This window comes from Actinotignum schaalii (genome assembly GCF_028864145.1).
In the GTDB taxonomy this organism is placed as follows: Bacteria; Actinomycetota; Actinomycetes; order Actinomycetales; family Actinomycetaceae; genus Actinotignum; species Actinotignum schaalii_B.
In genome coordinates, this window is the sequence record NZ_JARBHJ010000024.1 from 13,200 (window position 1) to 40,187 (window position 26,988).

26 protein-coding genes and 2 tRNA genes are annotated in these 26,988 nt (G+C 59.0%); 11 read left to right on the forward strand and 17 right to left on the reverse strand.

The genetic code is table 11. From position 1 onward, the window contains the following. Positions 1–10: 10 nt before the first annotated feature. The 6 genes from PWJ82_RS06180 to PWJ82_RS06205 all read right to left on the reverse strand — a co-directional run bounded on the left by PWJ82_RS06180 (position 11) and on the right by PWJ82_RS06205 (position 6,551). The gene (locus tag PWJ82_RS06180) at positions 11–1,390 is read right to left on the reverse strand and encodes an MFS transporter (RefSeq protein WP_274735859.1); all 1,380 of its coding nucleotides are present in this window, start codon (positions 1,388–1,390) and stop codon (positions 11–13) included. 135 nt (positions 1,391–1,525) lie between these two features. Further along, positions 1,526–2,980 (reverse strand): MFS transporter, encoded by a 1,455-nt coding sequence (locus tag PWJ82_RS06185; RefSeq protein WP_274735860.1) that lies wholly within the window; start codon positions 2,978–2,980, stop codon positions 1,526–1,528. Between the two features lie 41 nt (positions 2,981–3,021). After that, the gene (locus PWJ82_RS06190) at positions 3,022–3,996 is read right to left on the reverse strand and encodes a nucleoside hydrolase (RefSeq protein WP_274735861.1); all 975 of its coding nucleotides are present in this window, start codon (positions 3,994–3,996) and stop codon (positions 3,022–3,024) included. A gap of 8 nt (positions 3,997–4,004) precedes the next feature. After that, the gene (gene deoC / locus PWJ82_RS06195) at positions 4,005–4,709 is read right to left on the reverse strand and encodes a deoxyribose-phosphate aldolase (protein WP_274735862.1); all 705 of its coding nucleotides are present in this window, start codon (positions 4,707–4,709) and stop codon (positions 4,005–4,007) included. Positions 4,710–4,741: 32 nt separating this feature from the next. Beyond that, positions 4,742–5,701 carry a ribokinase gene (locus PWJ82_RS06200; RefSeq protein ID WP_274735863.1) on the reverse strand — a complete coding sequence of 320 codons (960 nt, stop codon included), beginning with the start codon at positions 5,699–5,701 and terminating at the stop codon, positions 4,742–4,744. An 82-nt stretch (positions 5,702–5,783) separates the two neighbouring features. Further along, entirely contained in the window at positions 5,784–6,551 is a 768-nt protein-coding gene (locus PWJ82_RS06205) for a GntR family transcriptional regulator (protein WP_016442063.1), read from the reverse strand. Positions 6,552–6,909: 358 nt separating this feature from the next. Between PWJ82_RS06205 and PWJ82_RS06210 the strand changes: the two genes are divergently transcribed. After that, the gene (locus PWJ82_RS06210; protein ID WP_274735864.1) at positions 6,910–7,116 is read left to right on the forward strand and encodes a hypothetical protein; all 207 of its coding nucleotides are present in this window, start codon (positions 6,910–6,912) and stop codon (positions 7,114–7,116) included. Positions 7,117–7,596: 480 nt separating this feature from the next. Here the strand turns inward: PWJ82_RS06210 and PWJ82_RS06215 are convergent. The 7 genes from PWJ82_RS06215 to gyrB form a co-directional block, all read right to left on the reverse strand. Beyond that, a tRNA-Ala gene (locus tag PWJ82_RS06215) sits at positions 7,597–7,672 on the reverse strand. Continuing rightward, a complete protein-coding gene (locus tag PWJ82_RS06220; RefSeq protein WP_269208109.1) occupies positions 7,672–7,797 on the reverse strand; it encodes a hypothetical protein in 126 nt (41 codons plus the stop codon). Before PWJ82_RS06220 ends, PWJ82_RS06215 begins: the two co-directional genes overlap by 1 nt. A 17-nt stretch (positions 7,798–7,814) precedes the next feature. After that, positions 7,815–7,888: transfer RNA gene (locus PWJ82_RS06225), tRNA-Ile, on the reverse strand. Positions 7,889–8,153: 265 nt separating this feature from the next. Further along, on the reverse strand, positions 8,154–8,843 hold the full coding sequence (locus tag PWJ82_RS06230) for a YczE/YyaS/YitT family protein (RefSeq protein ID WP_274735865.1): 690 nt from the start codon (positions 8,841–8,843) through the stop codon (positions 8,154–8,156). Next, positions 8,836–9,495, reverse strand: a complete 660-nt coding sequence (locus tag PWJ82_RS06235) for a DUF3566 domain-containing protein (RefSeq protein WP_274735866.1) — start codon at positions 9,493–9,495, stop codon at positions 8,836–8,838. Before PWJ82_RS06235 ends, PWJ82_RS06230 begins: the two co-directional genes overlap by 8 nt. Position 9,496: 1 nt before the next feature. Continuing rightward, complete coding sequence (gene gyrA / locus PWJ82_RS06240) at positions 9,497–12,115, reverse strand: DNA gyrase subunit A (protein WP_274735867.1); 2,619 nt, start codon at positions 12,113–12,115, stop codon at positions 9,497–9,499. 14 nt (positions 12,116–12,129) lie between these two features. Continuing rightward, positions 12,130–14,211, reverse strand: coding sequence for a DNA topoisomerase (ATP-hydrolyzing) subunit B (gyrB, locus tag PWJ82_RS06245; protein ID WP_274735868.1), 2,082 nt, complete (start codon positions 14,209–14,211; stop codon positions 12,130–12,132). 148 nt (positions 14,212–14,359) lie between these two features. On the opposite strand from gyrB, the gene PWJ82_RS06250 reads away from it, so the two are divergent. After that, positions 14,360–14,731, forward strand: coding sequence for a metallopeptidase family protein (locus PWJ82_RS06250; protein ID WP_231366691.1), 372 nt, complete (start codon positions 14,360–14,362; stop codon positions 14,729–14,731). 19 nt (positions 14,732–14,750) lie between these two features. Here the strand turns inward: PWJ82_RS06250 and PWJ82_RS06255 are convergent, their stop codons facing one another. From PWJ82_RS06255 to dnaA, 4 genes are all read right to left on the reverse strand, one after another. Continuing rightward, positions 14,751–15,341, reverse strand: coding sequence for a DUF721 domain-containing protein (locus tag PWJ82_RS06255; RefSeq protein ID WP_274735869.1), 591 nt, complete (start codon positions 15,339–15,341; stop codon positions 14,751–14,753). Further along, positions 15,331–16,593: a DNA replication/repair protein RecF gene (gene recF / locus PWJ82_RS06260; RefSeq protein WP_274735870.1), complete on the reverse strand. Its 1,263-nt coding sequence runs from the start codon at positions 16,591–16,593 to the stop codon at positions 15,331–15,333. The genes PWJ82_RS06255 and recF overlap by 11 nt, the downstream gene beginning before the upstream one ends. A gap of 13 nt (positions 16,594–16,606) precedes the next feature. Beyond that, positions 16,607–17,737, reverse strand: coding sequence for a DNA polymerase III subunit beta (gene dnaN / locus PWJ82_RS06265; RefSeq protein ID WP_274732559.1), 1,131 nt, complete (start codon positions 17,735–17,737; stop codon positions 16,607–16,609). A gap of 689 nt (positions 17,738–18,426) precedes the next feature. Further along, positions 18,427–20,085, reverse strand: a complete 1,659-nt coding sequence (gene dnaA / locus PWJ82_RS06270; protein ID WP_274735871.1) for a chromosomal replication initiator protein DnaA — start codon at positions 20,083–20,085, stop codon at positions 18,427–18,429. Between the two features lie 483 nt (positions 20,086–20,568). Between dnaA and rpmH the strand changes: the two genes are divergently transcribed. The 9 genes from rpmH to PWJ82_RS06310 form a co-directional block, all read left to right on the forward strand. Further along, positions 20,569–20,709: a 50S ribosomal protein L34 gene (gene rpmH / locus PWJ82_RS06275; RefSeq protein ID WP_039898524.1), complete on the forward strand. Its 141-nt coding sequence runs from the start codon at positions 20,569–20,571 to the stop codon at positions 20,707–20,709. A gap of 21 nt (positions 20,710–20,730) precedes the next feature. Beyond that, on the forward strand, positions 20,731–21,084 hold the full coding sequence (gene rnpA, locus PWJ82_RS09605) for a ribonuclease P protein component (protein ID WP_425536591.1): 354 nt from the start codon (positions 20,731–20,733) through the stop codon (positions 21,082–21,084). Positions 21,085–21,131: 47 nt separating this feature from the next. Then, on the forward strand, positions 21,132–21,458 hold the full coding sequence (gene yidD / locus PWJ82_RS06280; RefSeq protein ID WP_231366687.1) for a membrane protein insertion efficiency factor YidD: 327 nt from the start codon (positions 21,132–21,134) through the stop codon (positions 21,456–21,458). A gap of 11 nt (positions 21,459–21,469) precedes the next feature. Beyond that, complete coding sequence (yidC, locus tag PWJ82_RS06285) at positions 21,470–22,597, forward strand: membrane protein insertase YidC (protein ID WP_016442051.1); 1,128 nt, start codon at positions 21,470–21,472, stop codon at positions 22,595–22,597. Between the two features lie 112 nt (positions 22,598–22,709). After that, positions 22,710–23,210: a protein jag gene (locus PWJ82_RS06290; protein ID WP_016442050.1), complete on the forward strand. Its 501-nt coding sequence runs from the start codon at positions 22,710–22,712 to the stop codon at positions 23,208–23,210. A 21-nt stretch (positions 23,211–23,231) separates the two neighbouring features. Next, a complete protein-coding gene (rsmG, locus tag PWJ82_RS06295; RefSeq protein ID WP_274735873.1) occupies positions 23,232–23,882 on the forward strand; it encodes a 16S rRNA (guanine(527)-N(7))-methyltransferase RsmG in 651 nt (216 codons plus the stop codon). Positions 23,883–24,078: 196 nt separating this feature from the next. Beyond that, complete coding sequence (locus PWJ82_RS06300) at positions 24,079–25,020, forward strand: ParA family protein (protein WP_016442048.1); 942 nt, start codon at positions 24,079–24,081, stop codon at positions 25,018–25,020. 12 nt (positions 25,021–25,032) lie between these two features. After that, the gene (locus PWJ82_RS06305) at positions 25,033–26,349 is read left to right on the forward strand and encodes a ParB/RepB/Spo0J family partition protein (RefSeq protein ID WP_274735874.1); all 1,317 of its coding nucleotides are present in this window, start codon (positions 25,033–25,035) and stop codon (positions 26,347–26,349) included. A 409-nt stretch (positions 26,350–26,758) separates the two neighbouring features. Continuing rightward, the coding region (locus PWJ82_RS06310; RefSeq protein ID WP_274735875.1) for a transposase at positions 26,759–26,988 on the forward strand (230 nt) is incomplete at its 3' end.

A 26,988-nucleotide genomic window follows, 5' to 3' on the forward strand; every position in this document is an offset into this window, starting at 1 on the left:
TGGGTTCTGGCTAACGGACGCTGGGCCGCGGCGAGGTGGGGATGTCCCGCTCACTCTGAGCACCCCGCTCGCCCTGGCTCAGCGTCCAGCTGAGGAGAAGCACCGTGATACCGGCGAAGGGCACCACGCACAGACCGGTACGCAGCCCGAAGGTATCGGCCACCATACCCACAATCGGCGGGGAAACCAGGAAACCGATGCGCATGAGCCAGGAAATGACCGTCAGGCCCGTGCCCGGTTTGAGTCCGGGAAGTTCGTCAGCTTGTTGAATAGCCGCCGGCACCAGCGTGGCCGAACCAAAACCGGCCACCGCGAAACCGGCAATGGTGCCCGGCACGCTCGGGAACAGCAGCGCCAGCCCCATCCCCACGGTAATGAGCGCCGCCCCGCCCTGGGCCACGGTGCGCCGCCCGAAGCGATCCACCAGCCCATCGCCCAACAGCCGCCCCACAAACTGCGAGCCAACCAAACCGACATACCCCGCCGCGGCTAAGCCTCCCACGGCACCGAGCTGCCCCACGTACAGAGTCGCCCAACTGGATCCAGCATCCTCAATAAGACCACCCATCGTGGCAATGAGCACAAGCGCACCCAGCATCGCCACGGTGCGGAACGTCAACGGTCCCGAAGTTTCGGCCGGCACGGGAGCCCCGGAAGGCGTGGCTTCTTGCGGAGCCGCATTAAGGTTCGACGACGCCGACCCATCCCCCGGCGCGCCTACCCCGTCACCAGCGTGGCCTGCGGTCGTACCGCTTGGCCCGGGGTCTGCGGCGTCGTTCCCCGGCAGGCAGAAGCGTCGGGCCACCAGCGCAACAACAGCCCACAGCGTCCCGGACAGCACCAGATGCGCGGGCACCGGCAAGCCAATCCAGATCGCGGCGGCGGACATGAGCCCACCACTCATCGCGCCCACGGACCAGGTCGCGTGGAAAGTATTAATAATCGAGCGCCCGTAATGGCGCTGCACCCGCAAGCCATGCGCATTTTGCCCCACGTCGGTGGCCGCATCGCAGGCGCCCCCGAGGAACATTCCGGCCGCGAAGAAGATTCCGGTGGGCCCCACACCCGCCACAATAAGACCGAGCGCGGTGAAAAGGGTACCGGCAACCGCCACCGGCGCGGATCCGAATTTACGAATGAGTGGTGCGGCGAAAATCCCCGCGATAATGCCGCCGGCGGGAAAGGCCGCGAGCGCAAGGCCGTACACGGCGTTATCGAGCTCATGGATCCGCTTAAGTTCAGGGAAACGCGGCACAATATTAGCGAAAATCGCACCGTTAGTGAAGAAGAGCGCGCTCACCGCCAGGCGGGCATGGCGCAATTGGGTGGCGCTATAGTGGCGTGAACTCGGCGGGCGGCGGCGCCGCGAAACATAGGACTGCTCAGTCACAACTATCCTTTGCGTGCGGATCTTTTGCGTGCGGTGTAACTCCTCCACCCTACCGAGAAAAGCGGGGCTGCGGGTTCGCCGCCGCATGCAAACTGCACGGCAGAAAAACCCGCGGCCCCGCTCTCACCAGATAGCCTAGATCTTCTCACCTCCGGTCGTTTCCTGGGCCGGCAGCGCCAGAGAAATCGCAAAGGCGATAACCGCGCAGACCAACCCAACAATCGCGGCCTGCGAGTACCCGGCGGTAATATCGCCGGCTACCGCATTGCGGGCCACGAAGGAGGCCATCACCCCGGTACCCACGCCCGCGCCCAGATTGAAAGCCGCGGAGGTCAGACCCGGGAGCACCCCCGGCCGGGTGGGCGAAGCGTAAAGCACGCCCATGGCGTTGAGGGTGGTATTGGACATCGCGGTATAGGTGGCACCCATGAGGAAGGCCAGAGTGAAGAGCACCCAGCGGTTCTCAAACCCGAAAACCACCACACCGGTGATCAGCACGATGCTGCCCAGCAGCCCGGCGCGCAAAATCGCGCGGTAGCCCAGCCGCGGGGCGTACTTGCCTACGAAGGGTGCCAGCAGCCAGCCCAGTAGCGAGAAGGGCGTGAGGTAGAGCAGCGCTGATTCCGTACCGCCCATCCCCAGACCGTTCTCCACATCCTGGGACACCGCCGGGATAAGGTACATGAGCACCGAGAAAGCGGAAGCCAGGGTGAAGAACGCGGTCCCGGTCACGCCCCAGGTTTGGCGTTTGACCAGTTCGGGAAGAGGAACTAGCGGATCCGAAACATTGCGCTCCACCAGCACGAAGGCTACCGCCAGCACCACCGCCGCGATAATTGCGGCAATGGTCCAGGTATTCCCCCAGCCCAGCGAACCGAAGCCGAAGGTGAGCGCCATATTCGCCGACCATAACGAGCCGGTGAGGGTCATCGCTCCGCCCCAGTCCATACGGCTGGCCGCCGGAACACGGGTTTCCGGCACCCAGGCCACCACGCAGATAAGGGCCAGCACTTCCAAAGCCAAGATCGTCCAGAAAATTCCCTTGTAGCCGGCATGATCCACAATCACTCCGCCCAGCAGGGTGTCGATCCCGGCTACCCCGGAATTAATCGCGGCAACCAAACCGATATAGAAACCGTATTTCTTCGGGTGCAGGATGGCACGCAGGGTGAGGTTACCCAGCGCGAAAGTCGCCCCGCAGAAACCTTGGAGGAAGCGCCCCACCATGAGCATGGCCACGCTGCTAGTGACCAGCACCAGCACCGTTCCCACCACCATAAAGCTCACGGAAATGAGCAGCGTTACGCGCCGCCCGATTTTATCGGCCAGGGGCGGGAAGAAAATCGCGAGCGCCGCGGCTACCGCGAGGAACACCGTGGAGCTCCAGCCGATCACCCCGGCATTAGTATTGAGGGCGCTGGCCATATCGCCGATAGCCGGTGCCAGCATTGTGGCATTGAGCTGGAAACTCGCGATCACCAGCATGAGGGCGGTGAGCACCAGCTTCGGGTTAATCGCGCGGTTCCCGGCGGCGCGCACCGTGGTCCCCTCAATAAATTCGGAGGGGAGATCCCTCGAGAGTTCAGCCATGGAATTCTCCTTCACACACTATGAACCGATATCCGGCAGAACTAAGCGAGGCCCGTGAAGGGCTGATTCGGAGTGGTTTCCAGCGCGAGCAAAGCATCCAGCCGCGCAAAGAACGCCTTCTTATCGGCTTCCTCCACCACGTACGCGTTGGCGGGCAGCGGAAATTTCTCCCAGGCCATGGCCGAATATCCGCGGGTGAGCTCCGAACCGGTTTCAATATCCACCCGGTAGCGGTTTTCGCTGAGGATAAGTTCCGGATGTAGGAGCGTGGCAAGCGTCATGGAATCGGGATGCGTGGAGCCATCCACCCCTACCGATTCGTTGAAGTCCAGGGTGGTATCGCATACCTTCTTGAAGAACTTCGCGAGGGTCGTATCCTTATCGGCCAGCGCATTGTATTCCGCACGGGTGATGGTGGCATCACGCAGGGTGATGGGATCCCAGGTCACCACGTGAATATCCTCAAAGCCGGCCGTAAAAACAATCTGGGCGGCTTCCGGATCCACATAGAAATTAAATTCAGCCGCGGAAATCGTATTTCCACGGCCGTTATTAGATCCACCCATAATGTAGAGGCTCTTGACGTTCTTTACAAAAGTGCGGTCCTTGACTACCGCGGTCGCGATATTCGTCAGCGGCCCGATCGCCACCACGCTCACCTCACCCGGTTGGGCAGCGGTAATACGAAGAAGAGCGTCAACGGCGTGCTCATCCTCCACGTGCGTCGTCGTAAAATCAATACTCAAGCCGCCGGTGCCGTCACCGTGCACGTCCTCCGCAGACACCCACTCGCGTAGCATCGGCTGCGAGCATCCCACGTGAATGGGAACTTCGCCGAGCTTACCGGCAGCATTAAGCGTCATCTGCGCATTTTTAATCTGCCGCTCAAAACCAACATTTCCGGCCACCATGGTGATAGCCCGCAAATCAGCCCGCTCATCGAGAAGGCCGAATAGAATCGCCACGCAATCATCCTGCGCGGTATCAGTATCGAGGATAAAAGGTACCTTCGTCATGAGTGCTCCTAGTAACTCTCGTGGCCGTTTTCCCCGGTCACGATGGCGACCGAGTTCGACGATCCCACCAGGGCCGCTCCGGCCCGGATCAAAGATAGTGCATGGTCAAAGGTGGAGATGCCGCCCGACCCTTTGATGAGAACGCCCGCGGGTGCCAGGCTTTTCAAGAACTTAATGGATTCGACGCTCGCCTTTTCTACCGAACCGGAGGACGCATTTTTGAGGTACTTCACACCGGCTTCCACGGAAAGTTCCACCGCGGCGCGGCGTTCGGCCTCGGTGAGGAGCGGCAGTTCGAGCATCACTTTGACGGGCACACCCGCGGCGACGACGCCGGCAATATCCTCGCGGAACTTGTCATATTCGCCGTCTTTAAGCCATCCGATCTGCACCCCGATATCAATCTGGGTAGCGCCAGCCTTCACCAGCGCTTCGGCTTCCGCGGCTTTCCCGGCGGAGGTCATCACCCCGGTGGTCGGGAAATCGAGGGCGGAGGCCACCTCAATTCCGGTTCCTTCCAACACCTTCGCGGTAATAGGAACCTGAGATCCGGCGACCATTGCCGCGTTGAATCCGTATTCGATGGCCTGCTCGGCGTGGCGGATCGATTCGGCCCGTGTAGTTCCGGTCTTAATGAGGGTGTGTTGGATATACGGAGCTAAATCGCGCGGGTTCGTAATGTTTTCCGGCGCGATACGCGTAGTTTTTTCCATTATTTATCCTTCCGTTGGGATTGTTATGAGTTTCATGGAAGTACGACGGCGCAGCGTTCGGCACCGAAGCGGGTGTGAAGATCGTCAATGCTGGGTATACCCGGCAGCACTCCTTCTTTTTCTACGGTAAGCGCACCGGCGCAATTCGCGAAGCGAGCCGCCTCCACCGGTTCGGCCCCGCAGGTAAGCGCCGCCGCGAGTGCCGCGTTCGTGGCATCCCCCGCCCCGGTGGTATCCACAACAGCGCGCGGCTTCTCGGCTGGAATTTTCTCCGCCCTGCCCCCGCTTTCGCACACATAGCAACCCGCTGCTCCGTGGGTGAGTACCACGGTGCACTCCAGGGCTTGGGCGATACGCGCGGCTTTCTCTTGGGGCGGGAGGGCCGCGAGCTCGGTGGCTGCGACGTCGTCCTCCAACATCTGCAAAAGCGCGACCGCTTCTGTTTCGTTCGGCGTGATGACGTCGACCTGCCGCAACACATGTTCGGGTAGGCGCGGCACCGGAGCCGGGTTGAGGATGACGCGCGCTCCGGCTGCGCGCCCAAAGGTGATGGCCCGGGCCACGCTGGCCGCGGGAATTTCGCAGGAAATGAGGACGGTATCCGCGCTTTCAAAAACGGCGGCGTGCGCGCCGATATCCGCCGGGCTGAGCTGGTCTAAGACTCCGTTGGCTAGGATAATGCGATTTTCCCCGGTAGCATCCGTAATAATCGCACCAACCATAGTCACGCCTTCTCTGGTGACAACGGCGGAGGCGTCCACACCCTCGGCCGCCCACATCTCACGTGCGGCGTGGGCGTACCAATCCGAACCGACAGCGGTGAGTAAGCTGACCGGGATACCTAACCGAGCTACCCCGACTGCCTGGTTCGATGCTTTGCCGCCGTGTTCCTGGCTGAAGCGCGCCCCGGAAATGGTTTCTCCATCCGCGGGTGGGCGCGCGGTGAAAAATGACAGGCCGACGCCGTAGCCGCCGACAACAAGTATTCGCATTGCTCCCCCTCGAACTCGTGCGTTAAGGCGAGAGTAGCAGCGTGAACAAGTATATACAAGTAGGTACAGCTAGTGGACAAGTTTAGGCCGGTAGCGGGGTGCGGTGCACGATGGAGTGAATCCGCAGGCGATCCGGGCGAATCCAGATCCGCGAAGTTTCTACCGGGCGGTCGGAGGCGTCGTAGGTTACTTGCTTCATATCGATAAGCGGGAAACCGTGCGGAATTCCGAGGATACGCGCAAGATTGCGATCCGCCCCGGTGGCCGAAATTGTGCGGCTGCCGTGCGAGAGGGCGATGCCGAGGCCATTTTCCAGAGTGCCGAAGAGGGAATTTTCTGCGTAATCCTGTTTCACGAGGATGGCACGTTCCGCGCACAGCGGGGGGAGAACCACCCAATTATCAAGGAGCGTGATGGAGCCTTCGGCATCGCCGCGCATGCGGCGCAGGTGGAAAATGCTGCCATCAACTCCTAGCGCAGCCGCAATCGGCGGCGGGGCAGGAATGACTTCCTGGGCGAGCACCCGGGTGGTGTAGTCGATCCCGCGCTGCTCAAGTTCTTCGGCGAGGGTGGTGAGGGAGGAGGTGAGCGGCGAGCGCACAATATCGTGGGCAATGAAGGTACCGCGCCCGCGTACCCGCACCAGCAGGCCTTCGTCGATGAGCTGGTCCACGGCTTTACGCAGCGTCCCCCGGGCCACATTGAGCTGTTCGGCGAGGGTGATTTCCATGGGAAGCTGGTCACCGCGCCGCCACGCACCGGTACTCACTTGTTCACGCATCCAGGTGGCGAGCTGCCGAAAAATCGGAGTGGGGGCATTGCGGTCAAGGCCCGGGGACTCGGTGTGCATGGTTCCTCACCATCGCTTCCTGGACGTCTATGTTCGGCTCTATGTTCGGATCCGGGCTGCTTTGCCCGGCATCTCTAGGGTACCGCGCGGCCTGGGAGGGCGCTGGAAAGCGCCTGATGGTGGGCTGGCGGGGGCGGGAGTGCGCCGGGGCGGAGGCGTGGATAGCACGCGAGGCTCGGGTTCGGGCGGATTCGGAACACGAGGTCCGGGCAGCGCCGGAGACGGTATGTTCTTTCCGAGCTGTACCGCGCATGTACCACAAACGCAGTACGTTCCCCGCCATCGTCTCTTCGGCACCGCAAAATCTAGCGGCAAAAGTATAGAGTCGTCAGTTTATCGGAAATCGAGTCGTCAGTTTGTGGGGATTTCAGTCGTCAGTTTATGGACCGCACAGTCGTCAGTTTATAGCGCGCGGGCGATCCTGCTGAAGATATCCTTAGATATAGCTGCCCTGGAACGCGTTGAAGAAATTATTGATACGGAACTCTATCGGCAAGCAGGGAAGCAAGGCAACGGAATTCGGTACTCCATGGACGAGGTCATGCGCATCGTCGCAGAGGATTGATATCGATACCTTCTGACTAAATGAGCCAAGTCAAGTTAGGGGTGCGCGCCTTAGCTTTGCGTTGATTTCCACTACTAGGCGGCATAAAGATATAATCAGGATTGAAATGTCAGTGTTCCATAGCATGACCATTTCCTTTCAATCAGAGGCACCCGGCGTTCCAGCGCCGGGTGCCTTGCATTTCGCGCAGCCCGGGTGAGACCTATAAGACACCTGACCTCGACTTCCGGCTTCACAAAATGTACATTTCGGACCTTACGGGCCGCAAAATGTACGTCAGGAACATAAAACCCGCGGAAAACTGTCACCCACGTACATTTTGCTGGCTGGACTGGCAAGGCCGTCAGGATGGCAGGCCGCCGCCTGCCAGCGCCAGCGGCACGGGTGCACCGAAGTGTGCATAAGAAACCCAAAAACGGAGAAAACGGTGCTCATACGAACACTTTACGAGCAGGCTAAAGGCCAAACATCAAGGAAGTCTGGTGGAGCTAAGGGGACTCGAACCCCTAACCCCCTGCTTGCAAAGCAGGTGCGCTACCAATTGCGCCATAGCCCCTAAGATTCCGGCGCGGGATCCGGAACGTGGTGCCAACGAGAATGCTCATCCATCACGTGCACCAGGGCAGCGACAGCACAACATCCAGCAGCAAGTGAGCCGAGGAAGAAAACAACCCGTTTCATAAGCCTCCTCGTAACCGTGGGCCTAGATGGACTCGAACCATCGACCTCAGTCTTATCAGGACTGCGCTCTAACCAACTGAGCTATAGGCCCGGTGACCACATGAGTTTACACCGGCGAGCCGCCGTTTCCAAATCGTTTTGCTTGCGGTTCGCGTCACACCGGTCCGATGGCGTGCACAAACACTGTTGTCACGCCCGGGAACCCACACCCCCGTTCGCGCATTTTCCCGCACCCGCACGCGCGTTTTTTACGACGACGCCGGCGCCGGCGAAGCCGGCGCGCCCGGCCGGCTGGTGGCTAAACGCGCCATAGCAGCCTGCAGATGGCTAGCTCAGCCGTAGCAGCAGGCAGGTGGCTAGGCCAACCGCAGCAGCCGGCGCAGCGGCACCCCGAGCCAGGGAGTCACCAAGCGGATGGCCGGGCCGGTGAGCACCGCCGCCGCGAGGGTACCTTCGCGTACGCCCACGAGCTCCCCGAGCACCGCGAGCGACAATGCGGTGGCCAGAGCAACCAGGGCGGCGTCGTTATAGACCTTGATGGCGCCGAAATTAGTACAGCGATGCACGCCGAAGCGGCGCACTGTTTTTCGGTAGATCGCGATGACCACGCCTTCACCGGCGTTGACGACCGCCCCGGAGCTCACTTCCACGCAGATTCCCACCGCGAGCACCGCCACCCCGCCCAGACACAGCAGCCACTGCTGGGTATAGCTCGAATACGTGATCGGGCCGAGGATCGCGCCGGCCGCGTCGATACCCGTAGCCATAAGCACAGCCATGGGTAATTGCAAGAATTCTAGCGGCGGGAATTCCCGGCGCAGCAAGGCCACCTGGATCGCGATGAATGCCACGTGCATGCACCCGGTCAGGGTGCCCACCGAGATCGGCGTCATGCGCGATACCACGTAGGGAAGCGAAGAAATAGGGGAGGTACCTAGGTCAGATGCGATAGCCAGCTGGATACCGAAGCCCATAATGAATAGGCCCAGGGCCAGCACAAGATAGCGGATAACCCACAGCCACCACGGGGCGCACGCCCTACTCATCGGTGACTGTCAAGCGCAGTCCTCCCACCAGAGCCGCGAAAAGATTGTAGATAAGTGCCGCGATCGCGGAGAGCGCGGTCAGAAGCACAATATGGATAATCCCCACCAGCACAGCGAAAGCCATCCAGCGGCCAAATTCCATGTATTCACCTACCCGCAGCAATTCTTCATTACCGAGGGTCTCAAAAAGATCCGACATTTGGGAGAACACGTGCATGCCGTCCAGCACGAACCAGATGAGCATCATCGCGATCACGATCATCACGCCAATTGCCACGGACAGCAGGAAGCCGATTTTCATGGCGGACATCGGCTCCACCTTGGCGATGGTCATCCGAATCCGGCGGATTCCCACGGTTTGCTTCGCGGGGGCAGCACCTTCCGGAGCGGAAACCCGCGGGTAGGCGCTCGCCCGCTGCCCGGTAGCAGCCGGACGCCCCGCCCCGGCGGCTGACCCGCTGGCGCCCCGGGGCGGGGCGCCAGCTGCGCCGTCGTACCGCGGAGCCGAATGCGCAGGTGCGGAAGCAACGGCCGGACCGCTGTGGCCCTCCGCGGCCATCGGCATGGCGCCACGCACCCGGGTTGTCTCCAATCCCGCGGCATCACGCCCGCGGCCGGGCTGATGTTCCGGAGTGTGTTGTGTATCTGTCATCTCAGTTCTCCAAGGTTTCCGCGGCCGGTGCCGTAGGTTCCTCCGGTTGCGTAGCCGCCGTAGGTTCCGCCGATTCCGATTCGGTAGCCGGTTCCTCCGCTGCCGCCTGCTCGCCGGCGGCGGGGACCTCATCTTCTTCTATCTCCACCTCAGCATTACGCGCGACAGCAATAATTCTGTCACCCTTATCGGGCCGCACGAAAGTAACGCCCTGGGTGTTGCGGCCGGTGAGCGACACTTCATCAACCGCGGCGCGCATCACCTTGCCCGATTCCATAATAGCGAGCACTTCGTCACCGCTGGACACCATGAGCGCGCCCACCAGATCCCCGCGGGCTTCGGTCAGCTTCGCCACCTTAATACCCATACCGGCACGCCCCTGCACCCGGTATTCATCCGCGCTGGTCCGCTTGGCAAAGCCCTGTTCCGTCATCACGAAAACCTGGGAATCATCATGCACAACGTCCATGGTCAGCAACGAATCATCCCCGCGGAATTTCATACCCGTCACCCCGGAAGCCGCCCGGCCCATCGGCCGCAGCGATTCCGCATTCGCCGTGAAACGCAAAGACATCCCGTGGCGGGAGACGAGCAGCAGGTCATCGGCATCATCCACGAGGGAGGCGGCCACCACCTCGTCGCTGCTCCCATCCGCCAGCTCGCGCAGCTTAATCGCAATCAAACCGCCCGAGCGCGGGGAATCGTAATCCTGGAGCGGGGTCTTCTTCACCAGCCCGGACTTTGTGGCGAGTACCAGATACTTCGCGTCGTCGTAACTGCGAATCGAGCGCACCGCCGCGATCGTTTCGCCGGGCTGGAAGGCCAGTAGATTCGCCACGTGCTGGCCCTTGGCATCACGCCCACCTTCGGGAAGTTCGTAACCCTTGAGACGGTAGACCCGCCCGAGGTTCGTGAAGAACAAATGCCAATCGTGGGTAGAAGCAATCCCGAAATGATCGACCACGTCGTCTACGCGCAGCGAAGCCCCGCGAATCCCCTTGCCGCCGCGATGCTGGGCGCGGTATTCGCTCACCTTGGTGCGCTTGACGTAACCCGAGCGCGTGACCGTGACCACCACGTCTTCTTCGGGGATGAGGTCTTCCACGCTCATCTCCCCGTCATAGGGGAGGATGGTGGTGCGCCGGTCATCACCGTACTTATCGGTAATGGCCTGGAGTTCTTCGGAAATAATGGAGCGCTGGCGATCCTCCGAAGCCAAAATACCGCGGTAGTCCTCCACGAGGGCCCGCTTTTCTTCGTATTCGTCCAGGATCTTTTGGCGTTCCAGGGCGGCCAGGCGGCGCAGCTGCATTTCCAGAATCGCATTGGCCTGGTCCTCATCAATATCGAGGAGCTCCATGAGGCCGGTGCGGGCCACATCCACGGTGGCCGAAGCACGAATCAGCGCAATAACTTCATCAAGAGCATCGAGAGCCTTGAGGTAGCCCTCGAGGATATGCATGCGCTTGAGGGCTTCGTTGAGGCGGTATTCGGTGCGCCGGCGGATCACATCCATCTGGTGCGCGACCCAGTGCCGTACGAAACCATCGAGGGAGAGCGTACGCGGCACCCCGTCCACCAGCGCCAGCATATTCGCCGGGAAATTATTTTGCAGCTGAGTGTGCTTGTAGAGATTATTGAGGACTACCTTCGGTACCGCGTCGCGTTTGAGAACGACGACGATCCGCTGGCCGGCACGCCCCGAAGTTTCATCACGGATATCAGCAATACCCGGGAGGCGGCCATCCTTAATACCCTCCACCATTTTGTCGAGCAAGCGGTCCGGATTGACCTGGTAGGGCAGATCTGTGATGACCAGGCAGGTGCGCCCGCCGATCTCATCGACTTCCACCACGGCGCGCTGGGTGATGGACCCGCGACCGGTCCGGTAGGCATCCTCAATACCGCGGGTCCCCAGGATCGTTGCCCCGGTGGGGAAATCCGGGCCCTTGATGCGGCGCATGAGCTCGCCCAGGAGTTCTTCCCGGGAAGTATTCGGGTGGGCGAGGTACCACTGCACGCCGTCATTCACTTCGCGCAGGTTATGCGGCGGGATGCGGGTGGCCATACCCACCGCGATACCTTCGGAGCCGTTGACGAGCAGGTTCGGGAAGCGGGAGGTGAGGATGGTTGGTTCCATGAGCGAGCCATCGTAATTCGGCTCGAAATCAACCGTATTTTCCTTGATATCCCGTACCATTTCCAGGGCGAGGGGAGCCATCCGTGCTTCCGTGTACCGCGGGGCAGCCGCCCCCAGATCACCGGAGGTACCGAAATTGCCCTGCCCGGACACCAGCGGGTAGCGCATGGACCAAGGTTGGGCCAGGCGGACCATGGTGTCGTAAATCGCGGCGTCACCGTGCGGGTGGTAGTGCCCCATGACATCGCCCACGATTTTCGCTGACTTGGAGAAGGAGGAATCAGGCCGGTATCCGCCGTCGTACATCGCGTAGATAACGCGCCGATGCACGGGCTTGAGGCCGTCGCGCACGTCCGGCAGCGCGCGGCCCACAATAACGGACATGGCGTAATCGAGGTAGGAACTCTCCATTTCGCGCTGGAGATCCACCTCCATAATCGCGCCGTGATTATACGTGGACGTCGTTTCGCTTTCGCTCATAATGATGACAAATCCTAGATATCGAGGAAGCGCACGTCGTGCGCATTACGTTGAATGAAGCCGCGGCGAGAATCCACATCTTCGCCCATGAGAACACTGAAGGTTTCATCTGTTGCGGCGGCCTCCCCGATGGAGACCTGCTTGAGGGTGCGGAATTCCGGATTCATGGTGGTATCCCACAGTTCTTCGGCGTTCATTTCGCCCAGACCCTTATAGCGCTGGATACGCTGGGATTCTTCGCGGGGCAGCCGCCAGCCCTTATCTTTGCCTTCTTCGAGCACATCATCGCGTTCCCGATCTGAGAACACGTAGGAATGCGGGGCATTCGTCCATTTGATGCGGTAGAGCGGGGGCATAGCCAGGAAAACATGCCCAGCTTCGATAAGCGGACGCATATAGCGGTACACCAGAGTGAGCAGGAGGGTCGCAATATGCGAGCCGTCCACATCCGCATCCGCCATAAAAATGATCTTGTGATAGCGCAGCTTATCGATATCGAATTCATCACCGATGCCGGTGCCGAAAGCGGTGATAAGCGATTGGATGGTATCCGAGGAAAGCGCCCGATCCAGGCGGGCCTTTTCCACGTTAAGGATCTTGCCGCGGATGGGCATAATCGCCTGGTGTTCCGGATCGCGCCCGTTGACGGCGCTACCACCGGCGGAGTCACCCTCCACGATGAAGATTTCGCATTCTTCGGGTTTATTCGAGGTACAATCCTTAAGCTTGCCTGGCATGGAGGCTGATTCCAGCACAGATTTGCGGCGGGTCGCTTCCCGGGCTTTGCGGGCGGCCGCGCGGGCGGCAAAAGCCTGGGTACCCTTGCGAATAATTTCTTTGGCATCCGCCGGGTGCGAATCAAGCCAATCACTGAGCTGGGTGTACATCTGCTGCTGCACGAAGGTGCGCGCTTCGGTATTCCCGAGCTTGGTTTTGGTCTGGCCTTCGAATTGGGGGTTCCCCAATTTCACGGAGATCACCGCGGTGAGACCTTCACGCACATCATCACCGGAAAGATTCGGATCCTTATCTTTGAGGAGCCCGTGTTCGCGCGCGTACTTATTAATAACGGAGGTGAGGGCGGAGCGGAAACCTTCTTCGTGCATTCCACCTTCGGTGGTGTTAATCGTATTGGCGAAGGTATTGACCGATTCGGAATAGGCCGAGGTCCACTGCATGGCCACTTCCACTTCGATCTGTTTCTCATCATCTTCAGCTTCGAAGTAGATAATGTCGTTATTGATGATCTCCGACTTTTTCATCGAGTTGAGGAACTTGACGTAGTCGAGCAACCCGCCGGAATAGCAATAGGAGACTTCGCGCCGGGCCGGAACTTCCGCCGCAGTTTCACCTTCCGCCCCGGTGACTTCATCGCCTTCCGAGGTGGCGGAGCGGCGCTCATCAATGAGGTTGATGCGCAGGTTCTTATTGAGGAAGGCCATCTGGTGGAAACGCTTACGCAGCGTTTCGAAATCGTAATCCGTAGTTTCGAAAATATCCGGATTGGCCCAGAAAGTTTGGGTAGTTCCTGTTTCGGTGGTTTCTTCCCCGCGTTCAAGTTCGCGGGTGGGAACCCCGTTTTCATAGGCGATCCGCCATACATAACCATCGCGCTTGACGATAGTTTCCATGCGGGTGGATAGTGCGTTCACCACGGACACACCCACACCGTGGAGGCCACCGGATACCGCGTAGCCGCCCTGGCCGAATTTACCGCCGGCGTGCAGCACGGTCATGACCACTTCCACCGCGGGACGCCCTTCGGTGGGGTGCATATCCACGGGGATACCGCGCCCGTTATCTTCCACGCGGACCCCGCCATCCTCACGCAGGGTCACCGTGATGGTATCCGCGTAGCCGGCCAGCGCTTCGTCAACCGAATTGTCCACGACTTCGTAGACCAGGTGGTGCAAACCGCGCTCCCCGGTGGAGCCGATATACATACCGGGGCGTTTGCGCACCGCCTCAAGGCCTTCGAGGACGGTAATATTCGATGCATCATAAGATTGATCGGGGGATACTTCACCGACGTGATGCGCAGGGCTCTGCTGAACCGGGTGCTGTTCCGGCTCGGGATGACTCGTTGTTTCCGACACGCGCGGAACACTCCTTCAGGCTAACTCTCAAAAATGGGCCTCTCCCGCGTTGACCGCCGTTCTGGTAGGTACCTACGCTGGAGAGTCCCTCGTCTATTCTAGCCTATAAGCAGCTATGAAACTGAGACGGAGGACCGCTGTGCTGGAGATGTCCGAGCAAGAATTCGAGGAGGCGGTGGCCGATGCCATCGATCTGCTGCCCGAGGCTTTTCTTGCTTCCCTTCCCAATGTGGTGTTTTTAGTGGAGGAAGAACCCGAGCCGGATATGCTCCGCCCGGAGGATTACGACGAGGACGGCCTACCCGCGGTGCTCGGTTTTTACGATGGGGTAGCGCTGACCGAGCGCGGGGATGACGCCGGCTTACTTCCCGACCGCATCTTTATTTTCCGCGGCCCGCTTATGCGCTGGTGCGAAACTCGCGAAGAATTAGTGGAGGAAATCGGGGTCACCATTATCCACGAGGTCGGGCATTTTTACGGTTTGGACGACGACGCCCTACATGCCCTGGGCTGGGAATAGCCAGCATCGGTGCGCCTGGCTATCCGTAAGTATCCCGGGGCCCGCGCCCGGGAACGGAGAGCGGCCCGTGCTTCCAGCTGGGCCGATGCGGACCCAGAATCACAATATCTTTGACAATCCCCTCCCCTATTTCAGCGGCAATCCGCCCGGAAAGGGTGGCGAGGAGCGCGCGCATCTGGGTTTTCCACGAGGTGGAGGAGGCGCGCAGGGTGAGGACACCGTCGTCGGAAAAATCTTCAATACGGCAGTGGCGCGCCACATTCGGTCCCACAATATCGTCCCACCGCGCGGAAACGGAGGCGATATCGAGGTGGCTTTGCCAACCGCGGTCACGGATGGTGCGAGCCAGGAGTTCACCTACCGGATGCGGGTCGCGCCAGGAGGGCCGGGCCCCGGATCCCACATCACCCCAACCCGGGCCGGGGCTGGCCACCGGGTCGCCGATACGATCCGCCACGCCGGGTTCTCCGGATGCGCCCGTGCTATTCGCCGCAATGTAACGGGGTGCCGCGGCGGGGCGGCGGGTACGCACATCCCCGCGCCGGAAGGCCGCTTCCCGGGCCGCATCCAAGGCGTGAAGCGCGAAGAAATCTCCAGCCTCACGCGCCATCGCGCACCTCCTCGGTTACCGCGCTACCGTTCGTTTCTTCGGTCAACGCACCGTCACGAAGCTCCCCGGTAATGCTGCCCGCCGCGATATGGAGGCGATCCCCGCGCAGGCTTTCGGGCAGGTCATCGCCCACCGCGGCGGTAACAATCACCTGGTCAGCCTGGGCCACCAGTTCAGCCAGGCGCTCCCGGCGCCGGGCATCAAGTTCAGCAAAAACATCGTCGAGAAGGAGAATGGGTTCGCCATCCTCGCTCAGTAACTTCCAGCAGGCCAGACGCAAGGCGAGGGCGTAACTCCAGCTTTCCCCGTGACTGGCATAGCCTTTGGCCGGCAAGGTTCCTAAAGATAAGCGCAGGTCATCGCGGTGCGGGCCCACCAAATTCACGCCGCGCTCAATTTCTTGATCCCGGCGTTCATCCAGCTGAGAACGCAGCAGAGACCGGGCGGTTTCCACATCCCGCAGCGCCTCTTCTTGGGCGGTGACGGCCTGGCAGCTGGCGGCGGCGGCGTTTAACAGTGCGGCGGCATCGGGCAGGGTGAAAGTGCCGCGCCACGCATTTGCCGCGTAATCAAGGCGGGCGTGCCCGCGGTTGCCGGACACCACGTTGTACATCTCCGTGACATACGGGCGCAGCCGCGCCACCAATTCGGCGCGGGCGGTCACGATCTGGGCAGCGAGCGTGGCTAGCTGCTCGTCCCACACATCAATCGCGGCGTGATCCACGGCTTTCCCGCGGCGGCGCGCGGCTCCGGCAGTTTTCAGGAGGGCGGCACGCTGGCGGATCACCCGTTCGTACTCACTTTTCACCGCAGCGAGACGCGGGCGAAGCTGCACCATGAGGTCATCCAGGAAAGCACGCCGCACCGCCGGTTCCCCGCGCACCAGGGAAAGATCTTCGGGTGCGAAAAGCACCGCGCGGATAGTCCCGAGAATCTCTATCGGGCGCACATTACCGCGATTGAGGCGGGCTCGGTTAGCGCGCCCGGCATAGATTTCTACGTCCACGGTGGTCGGTGATTCGCCGCGCATCACCCGTGCCTGCACCACGCCGGCGGTCGCGCCCTGGCGAATCAGTGCATTATCGGAGGAAACTCGATGGGAGGTGAGGGTGGCGAGGTAGGCGATGGCCTCCACCAGATTGGTTTTCCCCTGACCGTTCTCGCCCACGAGGATAGTCACCCCGGGGCGAAAACGAGCCACTTCACGCCGGTAGTTACGAAAATCCGCCAGCGCTAAGTCAGAGATGTACACTCACACCCGCGCCTTAGGAGTAGGTGCGAATCGGCATGAGGAGGAGGCGGAACTCATCCGTATCGGAGCCGTTTTCTTCGGGTTGGCCGGTAATAACGGCCGGTTTCGTGGGGCTGGTGAAGGAGAGGCGCACGAAAGGCGTATCTACCGCGGTCAGGCCATCTTGCAGGTAGGCCGGGTTGAAAGCCATCGCAATATCTTCCCCGGTGAGGGTGGCCGGCAGGGCTTCGCTGGTTTGCGCCGAATCATTTTGACCGGCATCCAGTACCACGCTACCTTCGGTAAAGCTCAGGCGCACCGCACTATTCTTTTCGACGACGAGCCGCGCGCGCTTAATGGCATCGAGCAGCATCAGGCGGTCAATCACCGCGTACCCGTTGACGGTATCCGGGAAGAGTGCCCGGACCTGCGGATAATCCCCGTCAATGAGGCGAGCCACGTTCTGGCGGTCCGCAGCGCGGAAACCAATGAGGCCGGTGCGGCCGGTGGTATCGAGGGTCATGCGCACATTACCGACGGAACCGAGAGACTTGGCGATATCGGAAAGCCGGCTGGCCCGCACCAGAATTCGCGCGGAAATCTGCGGATCTTCCGGTTCCCAGGTGAGGTTGGCGATGGCCAGGCGGTAGCGGTCAGTTGCCATGAGGGCAATATTTTCGCCGTTGATTTCGATGCAGACCGAGACGAGGAGCGGGAGGGTGTCATCGGTGGAGGCGGCGGTAACGGCCTGGGCAACTGCATGTTGCCAGGCCGCGCCGTCTACCACGCCCGATACTCCATCGAGGGGCGGGGCAGCCGGGTAGTCTTCCAGCGGCATCGAGGTCATGACCATGCGCGAGGAGCCGCATTGGAGATCAAGTTTGGTGCCTTCGACCGTGAGATCAATGGGCTTATTGGGGAGCGCGCGGGCATATTCGGCCAGCAGGCGCCCGTGCACCAAAATGGTTCCGGCTTCTTCTACATCACCGGTAATTTCAGCGTAGGAGGAAATATCAGGATCATACGAGGAGAGTGCAACGACGCCGGTGTCTTTAGCTTCGATTTTGATCCCGGAAAGGATGGGCAGCGAAGGGCGGGTGGGGATAGTGCGTGCCGTCCACGAGACGGCGTCCGCGAAGACATCGTGTTCAATCCGCAATTTCACAGCGAACCTTCCTCCCAATGACAAGAACTTCTAGAGCTACTTTACGCGAGGGAAGGCCCGGAAGGAAAAGAATTTAGCGGCTTTGTAATTACAACGGTGTAGTTTATCGCGGCGGGTGCACAGGCCCTCGGCGACCGGTTGTTGTTCATGCGGGTGTTAATAGGTAGTGGTAGTAGTAGGTGCTGTGGACACTGTGGAAATGTGTTCGAAACGGCGTGCGCATGCGATTTCTGCTTGTGGATGAGCCTGTGGACGGCATTGTGGATAAGAGGAGCTTTCGGGGGATGAGACACTTGAGCCCGAATGCTATCCACCGCTAGATCCCGCCAATCCGCTTAATTTGAGCTGGTATCCACAGCTTATCCGCAAGACCTGTGGATAGCTTTCCTGCACGTAATGTGGGTGAGGAAACAGGGGCGCTTGTGAGGCGGGCCGTGAACCGCACGTGACATATGAGGAGCCGGACTCGAAACATGACTTGGCTCATTTAGTCAGGTTTTTGGGGGTGGGCGCGACGCACCAGTGGTGCAAAGCGCTGTAAAGGTCTGGGCTAAGCCTAAAAGTCGCTTCGATAGCGGAGTTTGCTTAGTCAGATGGCAGCGTCGTCGTACTAAATTAGTCGCACTACATGTGCCGAATTCAAAGTGCCGCACTAAACGTGCCGCACGGACGAAACGCGAGCTACAGCGTTACTCCGCCTGGCTGGCGGCCTGCTTAATGCGTACGGAGAGCTCGGATACCTGGTTATAGGTGGTCTGCCGCTCGGCCATCTGCTTATCGATTTTTCGATAAGCGTGCATGACGGTGGTGTGGTCGCGTCCGCCGAAAAGTGAACCGATCTTGGGGAGGGAAAGATCCGTCATTTCCCGGCACAGGTACATGGCGATTTGCCGCGCGGTCACCGGAATCCGGGAACGATCCGCGCTGGTGAGATCATCAATGGTGATGGAGAAGTAATTCGCCGTTTGCGCCATGATGAGGCTCGGTTTAATATCCACCGAATCCGGATTGGTAATGAGATCCTTGAGAACCATCTCGGATAGCGTGAGCGAAACCGGCTGTTTGGACAGATCCGCGAAAGCGGTGACCCGCCGCAGTGCGCCTTCCATTTCGCGCACATTCGTGGTCATATGCGTGGCGATATATTCATGGACCTCACGCGGGACGCTAATGCCGTCCACATGCGCTTTCTTTTCCAGAATAGCGATACGGGTTTCCAAATTCGGGCGATCAATACTGGCCACCACCCCGGAGTTAAAACGCGAAAGCATCCGCTCTTCGAAGCCATTGAGTAGATTCGGGGCCACATCGGAAGTAATAACAATCTGCTTATTGGAATTCGTGAGAGCATTGAAGGTGTGGAAGAACTCCTCCACGGTGGTATCACGCCCGCCAATGAATTGGATATCGTCGATCAGCAAAATATCGACTTTGCGGAAAGAATCCTTGAATTCGCTTTGCCGGCCGTCACGTACTGCGTTAATAAAAGCATTGGTGAACTCTTCGGCACTGATATAACGCACGTGAATATTCGGGTAGAGCGAAATCGCATAATTTCCGATCGCGTGCATAAGATGCGTTTTCCCCATCCCGGAATCCGAGTAGAGGAAGAGTGGATTATAGGTAGTTCCGGGTGCTTCGGAAACCGCTAGCGAGGTCGCGGTCGGAAAACGATTCGAATCCCCAATCACAAAATTATCGAAAGTGTATTTCGGGTTGAGCCCGGCGGCCGTAGACATCGCCGCAAACGAAGGATCGGCGGAATTCCCGTAAATTTTTTCTTCCCCGGAGGCCATCGCCAAAGTTGCGAGCGAGGTTGGCTCAGTTTTTTCGACCGGTGCGGTCACGTGTGGCGCCGGTACGTGCGGGGAACTGAGGGCCGACGGCGCAGCAGCGGCCACTGGCTCGGCGGGAAGCTCCGGGTAGCCCCCCGGTTCCTCCCGGGTGAAATCCCGATAGGTAGCGGACTTATTCCATTCCGAATCCGGGGATAGTGCGGTGGGAGTTTCCGCGCGGCGCGGGGTCGGAGCGGTCTCCACCGGGCGGGATTCGCGGCGTTCGGCAGCCGGGAGCGGGGATTCATTGACGCTTGGATCAATGGAAATAACCAAGCGAATGTTGTGGCCAAGAATATTGGACAGCGCCCCGGTCATAAGATCAGCAACGTGCTCCTCGATCCAGTTCTTTACGAACTCGGATCCCACCACGATCATGAAGATGTCCTCGGCGGTGGCCAGCGGGTGGGCCATGCGCACAAAAGCGGATTGTGAATCGGAGAGGTCGCCCTGCATGCGCAGCAATTCCAAGGCAGCCAGCCAAGCATCGCGCGCGGGGTTCATCTCCGCCATGACATCCTCCTGAGGACTCTTTCAAGAAAAAAGGGGGCGAGCCTCGCAGCCAGGTGATCCGAGCGCCGTTGATGATCACGACTGTAAGTTTCACGCTATCTGGCGAGGCCATGCCCTATCTCTGTCTGCCTATCGTAGGTGAATGACGCGCAACACGCTAACAAGTTATCCACAGGCTTCTCCACACCTGTGGAAATTACATCCCTGTTATTCACAGGTCACTTGCGCGCTGTGGAGCCTTAAAAACCTATCCTCAATCTTTTCCACAGATGTGCATAGGTCGAAAAAATTGCTTCGGTACGTGTTTTCTCACAGTGATCATCCTTGAGATAACGGTCACCGCACGCTAAAAACCTTTGACTCATCGGCCCGATCTCGCGTAAAGTCATCTAGTCCATGCGTGGTTCAGCCGCGCGTTATTTGTCAAGAAGGGCCGCCACCGCTTGTGGATAAGCCCGTCAATATCTAGTGGAGGGGATCACCGTGGTTAAGCGGACTTTCCAGCCGAATAATCGCCGTCGCGCTAAGGTACACGGTTTCCGCAAGCGCATGTCGACCCGCGCGGGTCGCGCTGTTCTGGCAGCTCGCCGTCGCAAGGGTCGCGCCAAGATTTCGGCTCAGTAAATGCTTCCAGCCGTTCACCGCATGCGGAGTTCGGCGGATTTCGACTCGGCCTTTTCCGGAACACGCGGCTCTGCGCGGCGCGTCCAAGTCATCCTCGGCTCCCAGTCGGAATCGACCCTAACCGGCCCTCACCCTGTGCGGGTCGGTTTTGTCGTATCCAAAGCCGTGGGAAATTCCGTGGTGCGGCATCGGGTATACCGGCAACTGCGCCATCTGATGCGTGATCGCCTAAGTTTTTTTGACGACGGCGATCTCGTCGTCGTTCGCGCTTTTCCCGCCGCGGCGGGAAGCAGCAGCGCGCAACTCGGTGAGGACGTGGATCGAGCGCTTGCCAAGGCACGCGCGCACCGTTCCCGGCTGGTGAGCACCTCATGACACCGGCGCAAGAAAACGGAGAAACGGAAGAACGGCGCAAAGAAAGCATGCTGGTACGAGCGGTGCGCTGGTATCAACGCACAATCTCAGCCGCGCGTCCCCCGCGGTGCCGCTACGCACCGAGCTGTTCGGCCTATGCGATACAAGCCATACAGATTCACGGGACCGGCAAAGGTACACTTTTAACCGTGTGGCGCTTGCTACGGTGCAACCCATTGACGAAGGGCGGCGTAGATAGGGTGCCACCACCGGGTCAGTGGCCAAAGAAACCATTGGACCAAGATGAGCTTCTCGAGCTTTACGCCAAAGAAGACGCGTTAGACGATAAGAACAACGCTACGGGCAATCCCAGCCAGGATCGCCCAGCAGCGTGAGGAGAAACTAAGTGGATACAATTCTCGCTCCCTTTATGTGGGCGGTCTCGTGGGTGATGTACGGCATCCATGAAGGCCTCGTACTCCTGGGTATGAACCAGGGCGCCGGGCCGGCCTGGGTATGCGCCATTATCGGTCTGACCATTGTGGTTCGTCTGCTCATCTTGCCGCTGTATAACCGGCAGATTCGCGCTTCCCGGGCAATGCAGGTGCTGCAACCCGATATCCAGAAGCTACAGAAGAAGTACAAGGGAAAGCGGGACCAGGTGTCCATGCAGCGTCAGCAGGAAGAACTGCAGGCGCTCTACCGCAAACACGGGGCCTCCCCCATGGCATCGTGCTGGCCCATGCTCGTGCAGATGCCAATTCTCTTCTCCCTGTATCGGGTGCTTATTAACTTCCCCTCCATTGCGACGGGTAAGCGTGGCCCCATCGGGCCGATTACGCAGTCGGTTGCGCAGGATTTCGAAGACACCACCTTCTTTGGCGCCCCGATGTCCGCCACTATTTCCACCGCAGGCCAATTCGCTAATGCCACCCAGGTGCGGATTGTCGCCGTCGTTCTGGTTGTCATCATGATCGTCAGTATGTTCTGGACGCAGCGTCAGCTCATGACGAAGAATATGCCGGAACAAAAGGATCCGAATAACGCAGCCCTGCGGATGCAGCGCATGATGCTTTACGGTATGCCGCTGATTTACGTGTTCTCCGGTGCGGTATTCCCGGTGGGCGTGCTTATTTACTGGTGTGCCGGTAACCTCTGGAATATGTGCCAGCAGAGCTGGTTCATTCGCCACAACCCCACTCCCGGTTCGCGGGCCTATATCGAACGCGAAAAACGCATCCTGGAAAAGCGCAAGCGCAAGGGGCTTACCGATGAGGAAATCGCCGAACTGGAAGCCGAGGAGCAGAAGGGCGGCCAGCGTTACCAGCCGATGAGCAAGGAACGCGCGAAGAAAGCCGGGCTAAGCCCGGATGCGTATCTGCCGCGTCCGGAGGATGAGGACGATGACGATAAGCCTGCCGTCGGTAAAGACGGTTTGACGGATGAAGAACGTGCACGGAAGCGCTACGAGCGCCGCCAGGCCGAACGGGCTCGCGCCCGCGCCAAGAAGAATAAGAAAAACCGCGGGAAATAACACCCGGCTATCGGCGTAGAACAAGCTAAACTTAGTCAAAGAAAAGGAACGGACGGGTTGCGCAAAATCTTGGCAGCCCCAGAAGGGGATCCCCCGGATACCAGGAGAAAGAATGAGCGAAACGTCTGAGGATATTAAGAAGCTTGATCGCGAAGGCGATATTGCGGCTGACTACCTCGAAGAACTGCTGGATATTGCTGATCTCGACGGCGATATTGATATCTCGATTGACGAAGATCGTGCCACGATCGCCATTGTTACCGAAGGGGAAGCTGACGAGCGGCTACGGCGCTTGGTGGGCCGGCACGGTGCCACTCTTAATGCACTCCAGGATCTAACCCGCCTCGCGGTTCAGGAAAAGACCGGGGAACGCTCGCGCCTCATGTTGGATATTGCGGGGTACCGCGATGAGCGGCGAGCCAAGATTGAGGAAATCGCTGCGGAAGCCATCCGCGAGGTACAGGAAACCGGCGACGAGATCGAACTTGATCCCATGAATCCCTTCGAGCGCAAGGTGGTGCACGATGCTGCTGCCGCTGCCGGACTCGTTTCCGATTCCGAGGGTGTAGGCGCGGGGCGTCACGTGGTCATCAAGCCCGCGGACGAGGATTAAGGCGAGGATTAATACGCATATATGGCGGAAGAACATCCGATGATCGAGGTTCCTCCTGCCGCCGGCGCTGAATATTTCGGCACGGCGACATGGGGAACCTTGCTTCATTTCGCGCGCCTACTCGAAGAGGAAGGCGAGGTACGTGGGCTGGTGGGCCCGCGTGAACTCGGCCGCTTATGGTCCCGGCACCTTCTCAATTCCCTAGCTATTGAGGAATTCATCCCCGCGAATGCTACGGTGGGTGATGTGGGTTCCGGCGCCGGTTTTCCCGGAATTGTGCTGGCGGTTGTGCGGCCAGATGTCACCGTGACGCTGATCGAATCCATGGAACGGCGGACCGAATGGCTACGCTACGTGGTGAGCGAATTAGGTTTGCGGAACGTGAAGGTGCGGACCGCCCGTGCTGAACAACTCAAAGGACGTTTCGCTGCGGATATCGTGACTGCCAGGGCAGTGGCGGCTCTCAAAAAACTACTGCCGTGGACGATGCCGCTGGTCAAACCCGGGGGCCGGTTGGTGGCTCTCAAGGGCGAGCGTGCCGCGCAAGAAATTGACGACGCCGCAGCGCAATTGCAGCGTTACGGAGCTGCGGAGGTCGCGGTTCATGCGGTAGTGCCCTTCGGGACGGATGAGGCTACGCGGGTGGTAGAAGTGGTTAAAAAGGCTTCGTAGGTAGCTACGTTAGCGCGCCTCACCACTTAGGCATGTGGCCAAGTAAGGAGTGGAACGCGTGTCGGTTTCGCCGGGTGTATCGAACATATGTTCGTTATATGTGGTCGTTGTGGATAACGTACGTGACGCAGATGACGGCGGCACAGAGATGCCCTAATACCGGCTAGAATATTCTGAAGTAAGGAGGGCGTTATTTATGAGTGATCCCCGCAAAAAAGTTGGACGTCGTGCTGCGCCGAGTTCGGCACCTTCGCCTGCACCACAGGATCGGGACACTCCGATTGCCCGCGAACTTCGGGAGGATTTTAAGCGCCTCAAGAAGGTAAAAGCGAGTAAATTCCAGAAGCCGGCGCACACTCGCGTTATTGCGGTGACGAACCAAAAGGGTGGTGTCGGTAAAACCACCACTGCTGTGAATATGGCGGCTGCCCTCGCTCTTAATGGTATGCGGGTCTTGCTGGTCGATGCGGATGCGCAGGGGAATGCTTCGACTGGCTTGGGTATTAGCCCACGGGAAGAACGCACTGACGTATACGAAGTTTTTAAGGGCGAAGCGCGGCTCGAGGATGTTCTTATTCAGCTCGAGGATATTCCGAATCTCTATGTGGCACCCTCGAGCATCACCTTGGCGGCTGTTGATTTTGAATTAGGTCAGGTGCCGGGGCGTTATTCTATTTTACGGGACGCGATCCGGGAAACAATGGATAGTTTCGCGGCGCAGGGCAAAGCTTTTGACTTTGTCTTTATTGATTGCCCGCCGAGTATGGCGCTGTTGCCGGTGAGTGCGCTGGTGGCTGCTGATGAGGTCCTGGTCCCGATTCAGGCGGAGTTTTATGCCCTGCAGGGTGTGGCGCAATTGGTACAGACGGTTGAAGACGTGCGCTCATCTCGGAATGAAAAGTTGCATATCTCAGCTTTTATCGTGACGATGGTCGATACTCGTACAAATCTGGCGAAAGACGTATCGGAAGAAGTTCGGGCACACTTTGGTGATCGGGTTCTTCACACAGAAATTCCTCGGTCTGTGGCTGCTGCGGAGGCGCCGTCTTTTGGGAAGAGTGTGCTCACCCATGACCCCCGAAATCGGGCTGCTATTGCGTATCTTGCGGCGGCAAAAGAATTTTCAGCTCTCTCATAGTTAGGATCCATCGTGGCAACTCGCAAACGGCGTGGTTTAGGTAGTGGGCTCGGTGCCCTCATTCCACCGGAACAGGCAGAGAATACCGAGAGTCCTATCGATATCTTTTTCGGTACGGCGAAGAAGAAGGACTCGGGGTCGCCGGAAGCTGCGGGCTCACAGCAGCACGAAGATCATCAGCAGGATGATGCTAATCCCCTCGACCTTGGATATGGTCCGGTAGGAGAAAATGTTTCACGTGAAACATCGGGTGGTTCGCAGCATGCGGCTTCGAAATCGTCGACCGGCCCATCTAAGAAAAAAGTGGCTGGTAAGAAATCTGACGCTAATAGCGGAGCAGTCCAGACTAAGAGTGCTAGTGCAGAGTCTAAGGATATAACAGCCGAGCAGACTATGGAAAGCTTGGCAACCGCAGGGGCAGGTGCTGAGACCAGCAATGTTTCACGTGAAACATCGGACGATGATCTTGTTGCGGTGCCGGGTGCCACCTACGGCGAGATTGACGTGAGTGTCATTATCCCCAATCGGGCCCAGCCCCGTACCAATTTCGACGATGACGATTTAGAGGAACTCTCACAGTCAATTAAGGAAGTGGGAGTTCTCCAACCTATTGTTATTCGTCCGCTCAGTAAACCTGTGGAGGATCACCCCGAGGCACGTTACGAACTCATCATGGGCGAGCGGCGGTGGCGAGCAACCCAGCGGGCTGGTTTGACTCATATTCCGGCAATTATTCGGCGCACCTCCGATGAAGACCTGCTCCGCGATGCACTTCTGGAGAATTTACATCGCGCGGATCTTAATCCCCTGGAAGAAGCAGCTGCGTATCAGCAACTACTCGAAGACTTCCAATGCACCCAAGATGAGCTTGCGAAGAGGATTGCACGCTCACGGCCACAGATCACCAATACGCTACGACTTCTGAAGCTCCCCGCCTTGGTGCAGCGTAGAGTGGCAGCGGGTGTGCTCTCATCCGGGCACGCGCGTGCGCTTCTTGGTCTTGCGGACGCAGGGGCAATGGAACGTCTTGCACAGCGGATTGTGGCAGAAGGATTGTCTGTTCGGGCGGTTGAAGAGATCGTTGCGCTTGGGGATGAGTCCACCCAGGCTTCCGTGCGTCGAGTCCGGGTCAAGCGTTATGAGAATGAACTGAGTTCGGTAGCAACGCAACTCGGAGATAGGCTCAATACCCGCGTCAAAGTGGATATGGGCCGTACAAAGGGAACTATGCGCATCGACTTCGGTTCACTTGAGGATCTCAATCGCATTCTGAGCGTGCTCGCACCGGATGTTACAGGTGTAGATATTCCCGAAGGGGAAGATAGTTAGTAATAGATTGTTGGTCCTTCGTGTTGCGGGGCAGTGTTTCACGTGAAACATTGCCCCGTTTCGTTATTTCGTAGGGGTTTTATATAGTGCAGATATGTGAGTGATGGTTGAGAAGTAGCTCAACTGCTGATACGGAGGTGGGAGAACGCCGCTCTCGAATGTTTCACGTGAAACATATGCGTCAAAGGCAAGCTAGGTGTTAGTGACGGTCGAAAACTAGTCCAGAATCAACAGTCTAAAGATCTCTTAGAACAGCGGCATAAAAAGAGGTTAGTTTCGACGGGGTTGCGTCCGTTAGTGTGGTGTATCTGTATCCCGCGGTGATCCTCGTGTCGGCATGCACAAAGGCGACCATCGCGGGTACCTTTCGAATCAACTCTTACCTATCCTCGAAAGGAGATACCCCGCAATGGCCGCTGACCCCCATCATATCGACCCGGCAACCTACCTGGGCGAACTACTCACCCAAGCATCCCCCGACCTGATGCGTCACATGCTCACCGATTTCATCAACCAGATCCTGTCCGTCCAAGCCGACAGTATCTGTGGAGCGAACTATGCAACACCCTCCCCGGACCGTGTCAACAGGCGCAATGGTTACCGACACCGCCAGTTAGACACCCGCGTTGGAAGCCTGGA

What these genes read in the sequence shown, in the direction of transcription:
- PWJ82_RS06185 (WP_274735860.1), bottom strand. Translation starts at nt 2,980, where the DNA reads ATGGCTGAACTCTCGAGGGATCTCCCCTCCGAATTTATTGAGGGGACC.
- rsmG (WP_274735873.1), top strand. Translation starts at nt 23,232, where the DNA reads ATGGCGGAAGAACATCCGATGATCGAGGTTCCTCCTGCCGCCGGCGCT.
- yidD (WP_231366687.1), top strand. Translation starts at nt 21,132, where the DNA reads ATGCTGGTACGAGCGGTGCGCTGGTATCAACGCACAATCTCAGCCGCG.
- PWJ82_RS06235 (WP_274735866.1), bottom strand. Translation starts at nt 9,495, where the DNA reads ATGACAGATACACAACACACTCCGGAACATCAGCCCGGCCGCGGGCGT.
- PWJ82_RS06200 (WP_274735863.1), bottom strand. Translation starts at nt 5,701, where the DNA reads ATGCGAATACTTGTTGTCGGCGGCTACGGCGTCGGCCTGTCATTTTTC.
- PWJ82_RS06250 (WP_231366691.1), top strand. Translation starts at nt 14,360, where the DNA reads ATGTCCGAGCAAGAATTCGAGGAGGCGGTGGCCGATGCCATCGATCTG.
- PWJ82_RS06190 (WP_274735861.1), bottom strand. Translation starts at nt 3,996, where the DNA reads ATGACGAAGGTACCTTTTATCCTCGATACTGATACCGCGCAGGATGAT.
- gyrA (WP_274735867.1), bottom strand. Translation starts at nt 12,115, where the DNA reads ATGAGCGAAAGCGAAACGACGTCCACGTATAATCACGGCGCGATTATG.
- deoC (WP_274735862.1), bottom strand. Translation starts at nt 4,709, where the DNA reads ATGGAAAAAACTACGCGTATCGCGCCGGAAAACATTACGAACCCGCGC.
- rnpA (WP_425536591.1), top strand. Translation starts at nt 20,731, where the DNA reads ATGCGGAGTTCGGCGGATTTCGACTCGGCCTTTTCCGGAACACGCGGC.
- PWJ82_RS06220 (WP_269208109.1), bottom strand. Translation starts at nt 7,797, where the DNA reads ATGAAACGGGTTGTTTTCTTCCTCGGCTCACTTGCTGCTGGATGTTGT.
- PWJ82_RS06230 (WP_274735865.1), bottom strand. Translation starts at nt 8,843, where the DNA reads ATGAGTAGGGCGTGCGCCCCGTGGTGGCTGTGGGTTATCCGCTATCTT.
- PWJ82_RS06205 (WP_016442063.1), bottom strand. Translation starts at nt 6,551, where the DNA reads ATGCACACCGAGTCCCCGGGCCTTGACCGCAATGCCCCCACTCCGATT.
- PWJ82_RS06290 (WP_016442050.1), top strand. Translation starts at nt 22,710, where the DNA reads ATGAGCGAAACGTCTGAGGATATTAAGAAGCTTGATCGCGAAGGCGAT.
- PWJ82_RS06255 (WP_274735869.1), bottom strand. Translation starts at nt 15,341, where the DNA reads ATGGCGCGTGAGGCTGGAGATTTCTTCGCGCTTCACGCCTTGGATGCG.
- PWJ82_RS06300 (WP_016442048.1), top strand. Translation starts at nt 24,079, where the DNA reads ATGAGTGATCCCCGCAAAAAAGTTGGACGTCGTGCTGCGCCGAGTTCG.
- dnaA (WP_274735871.1), bottom strand. Translation starts at nt 20,085, where the DNA reads ATGGCGGAGATGAACCCCGCGCGCGATGCTTGGCTGGCTGCCTTGGAA.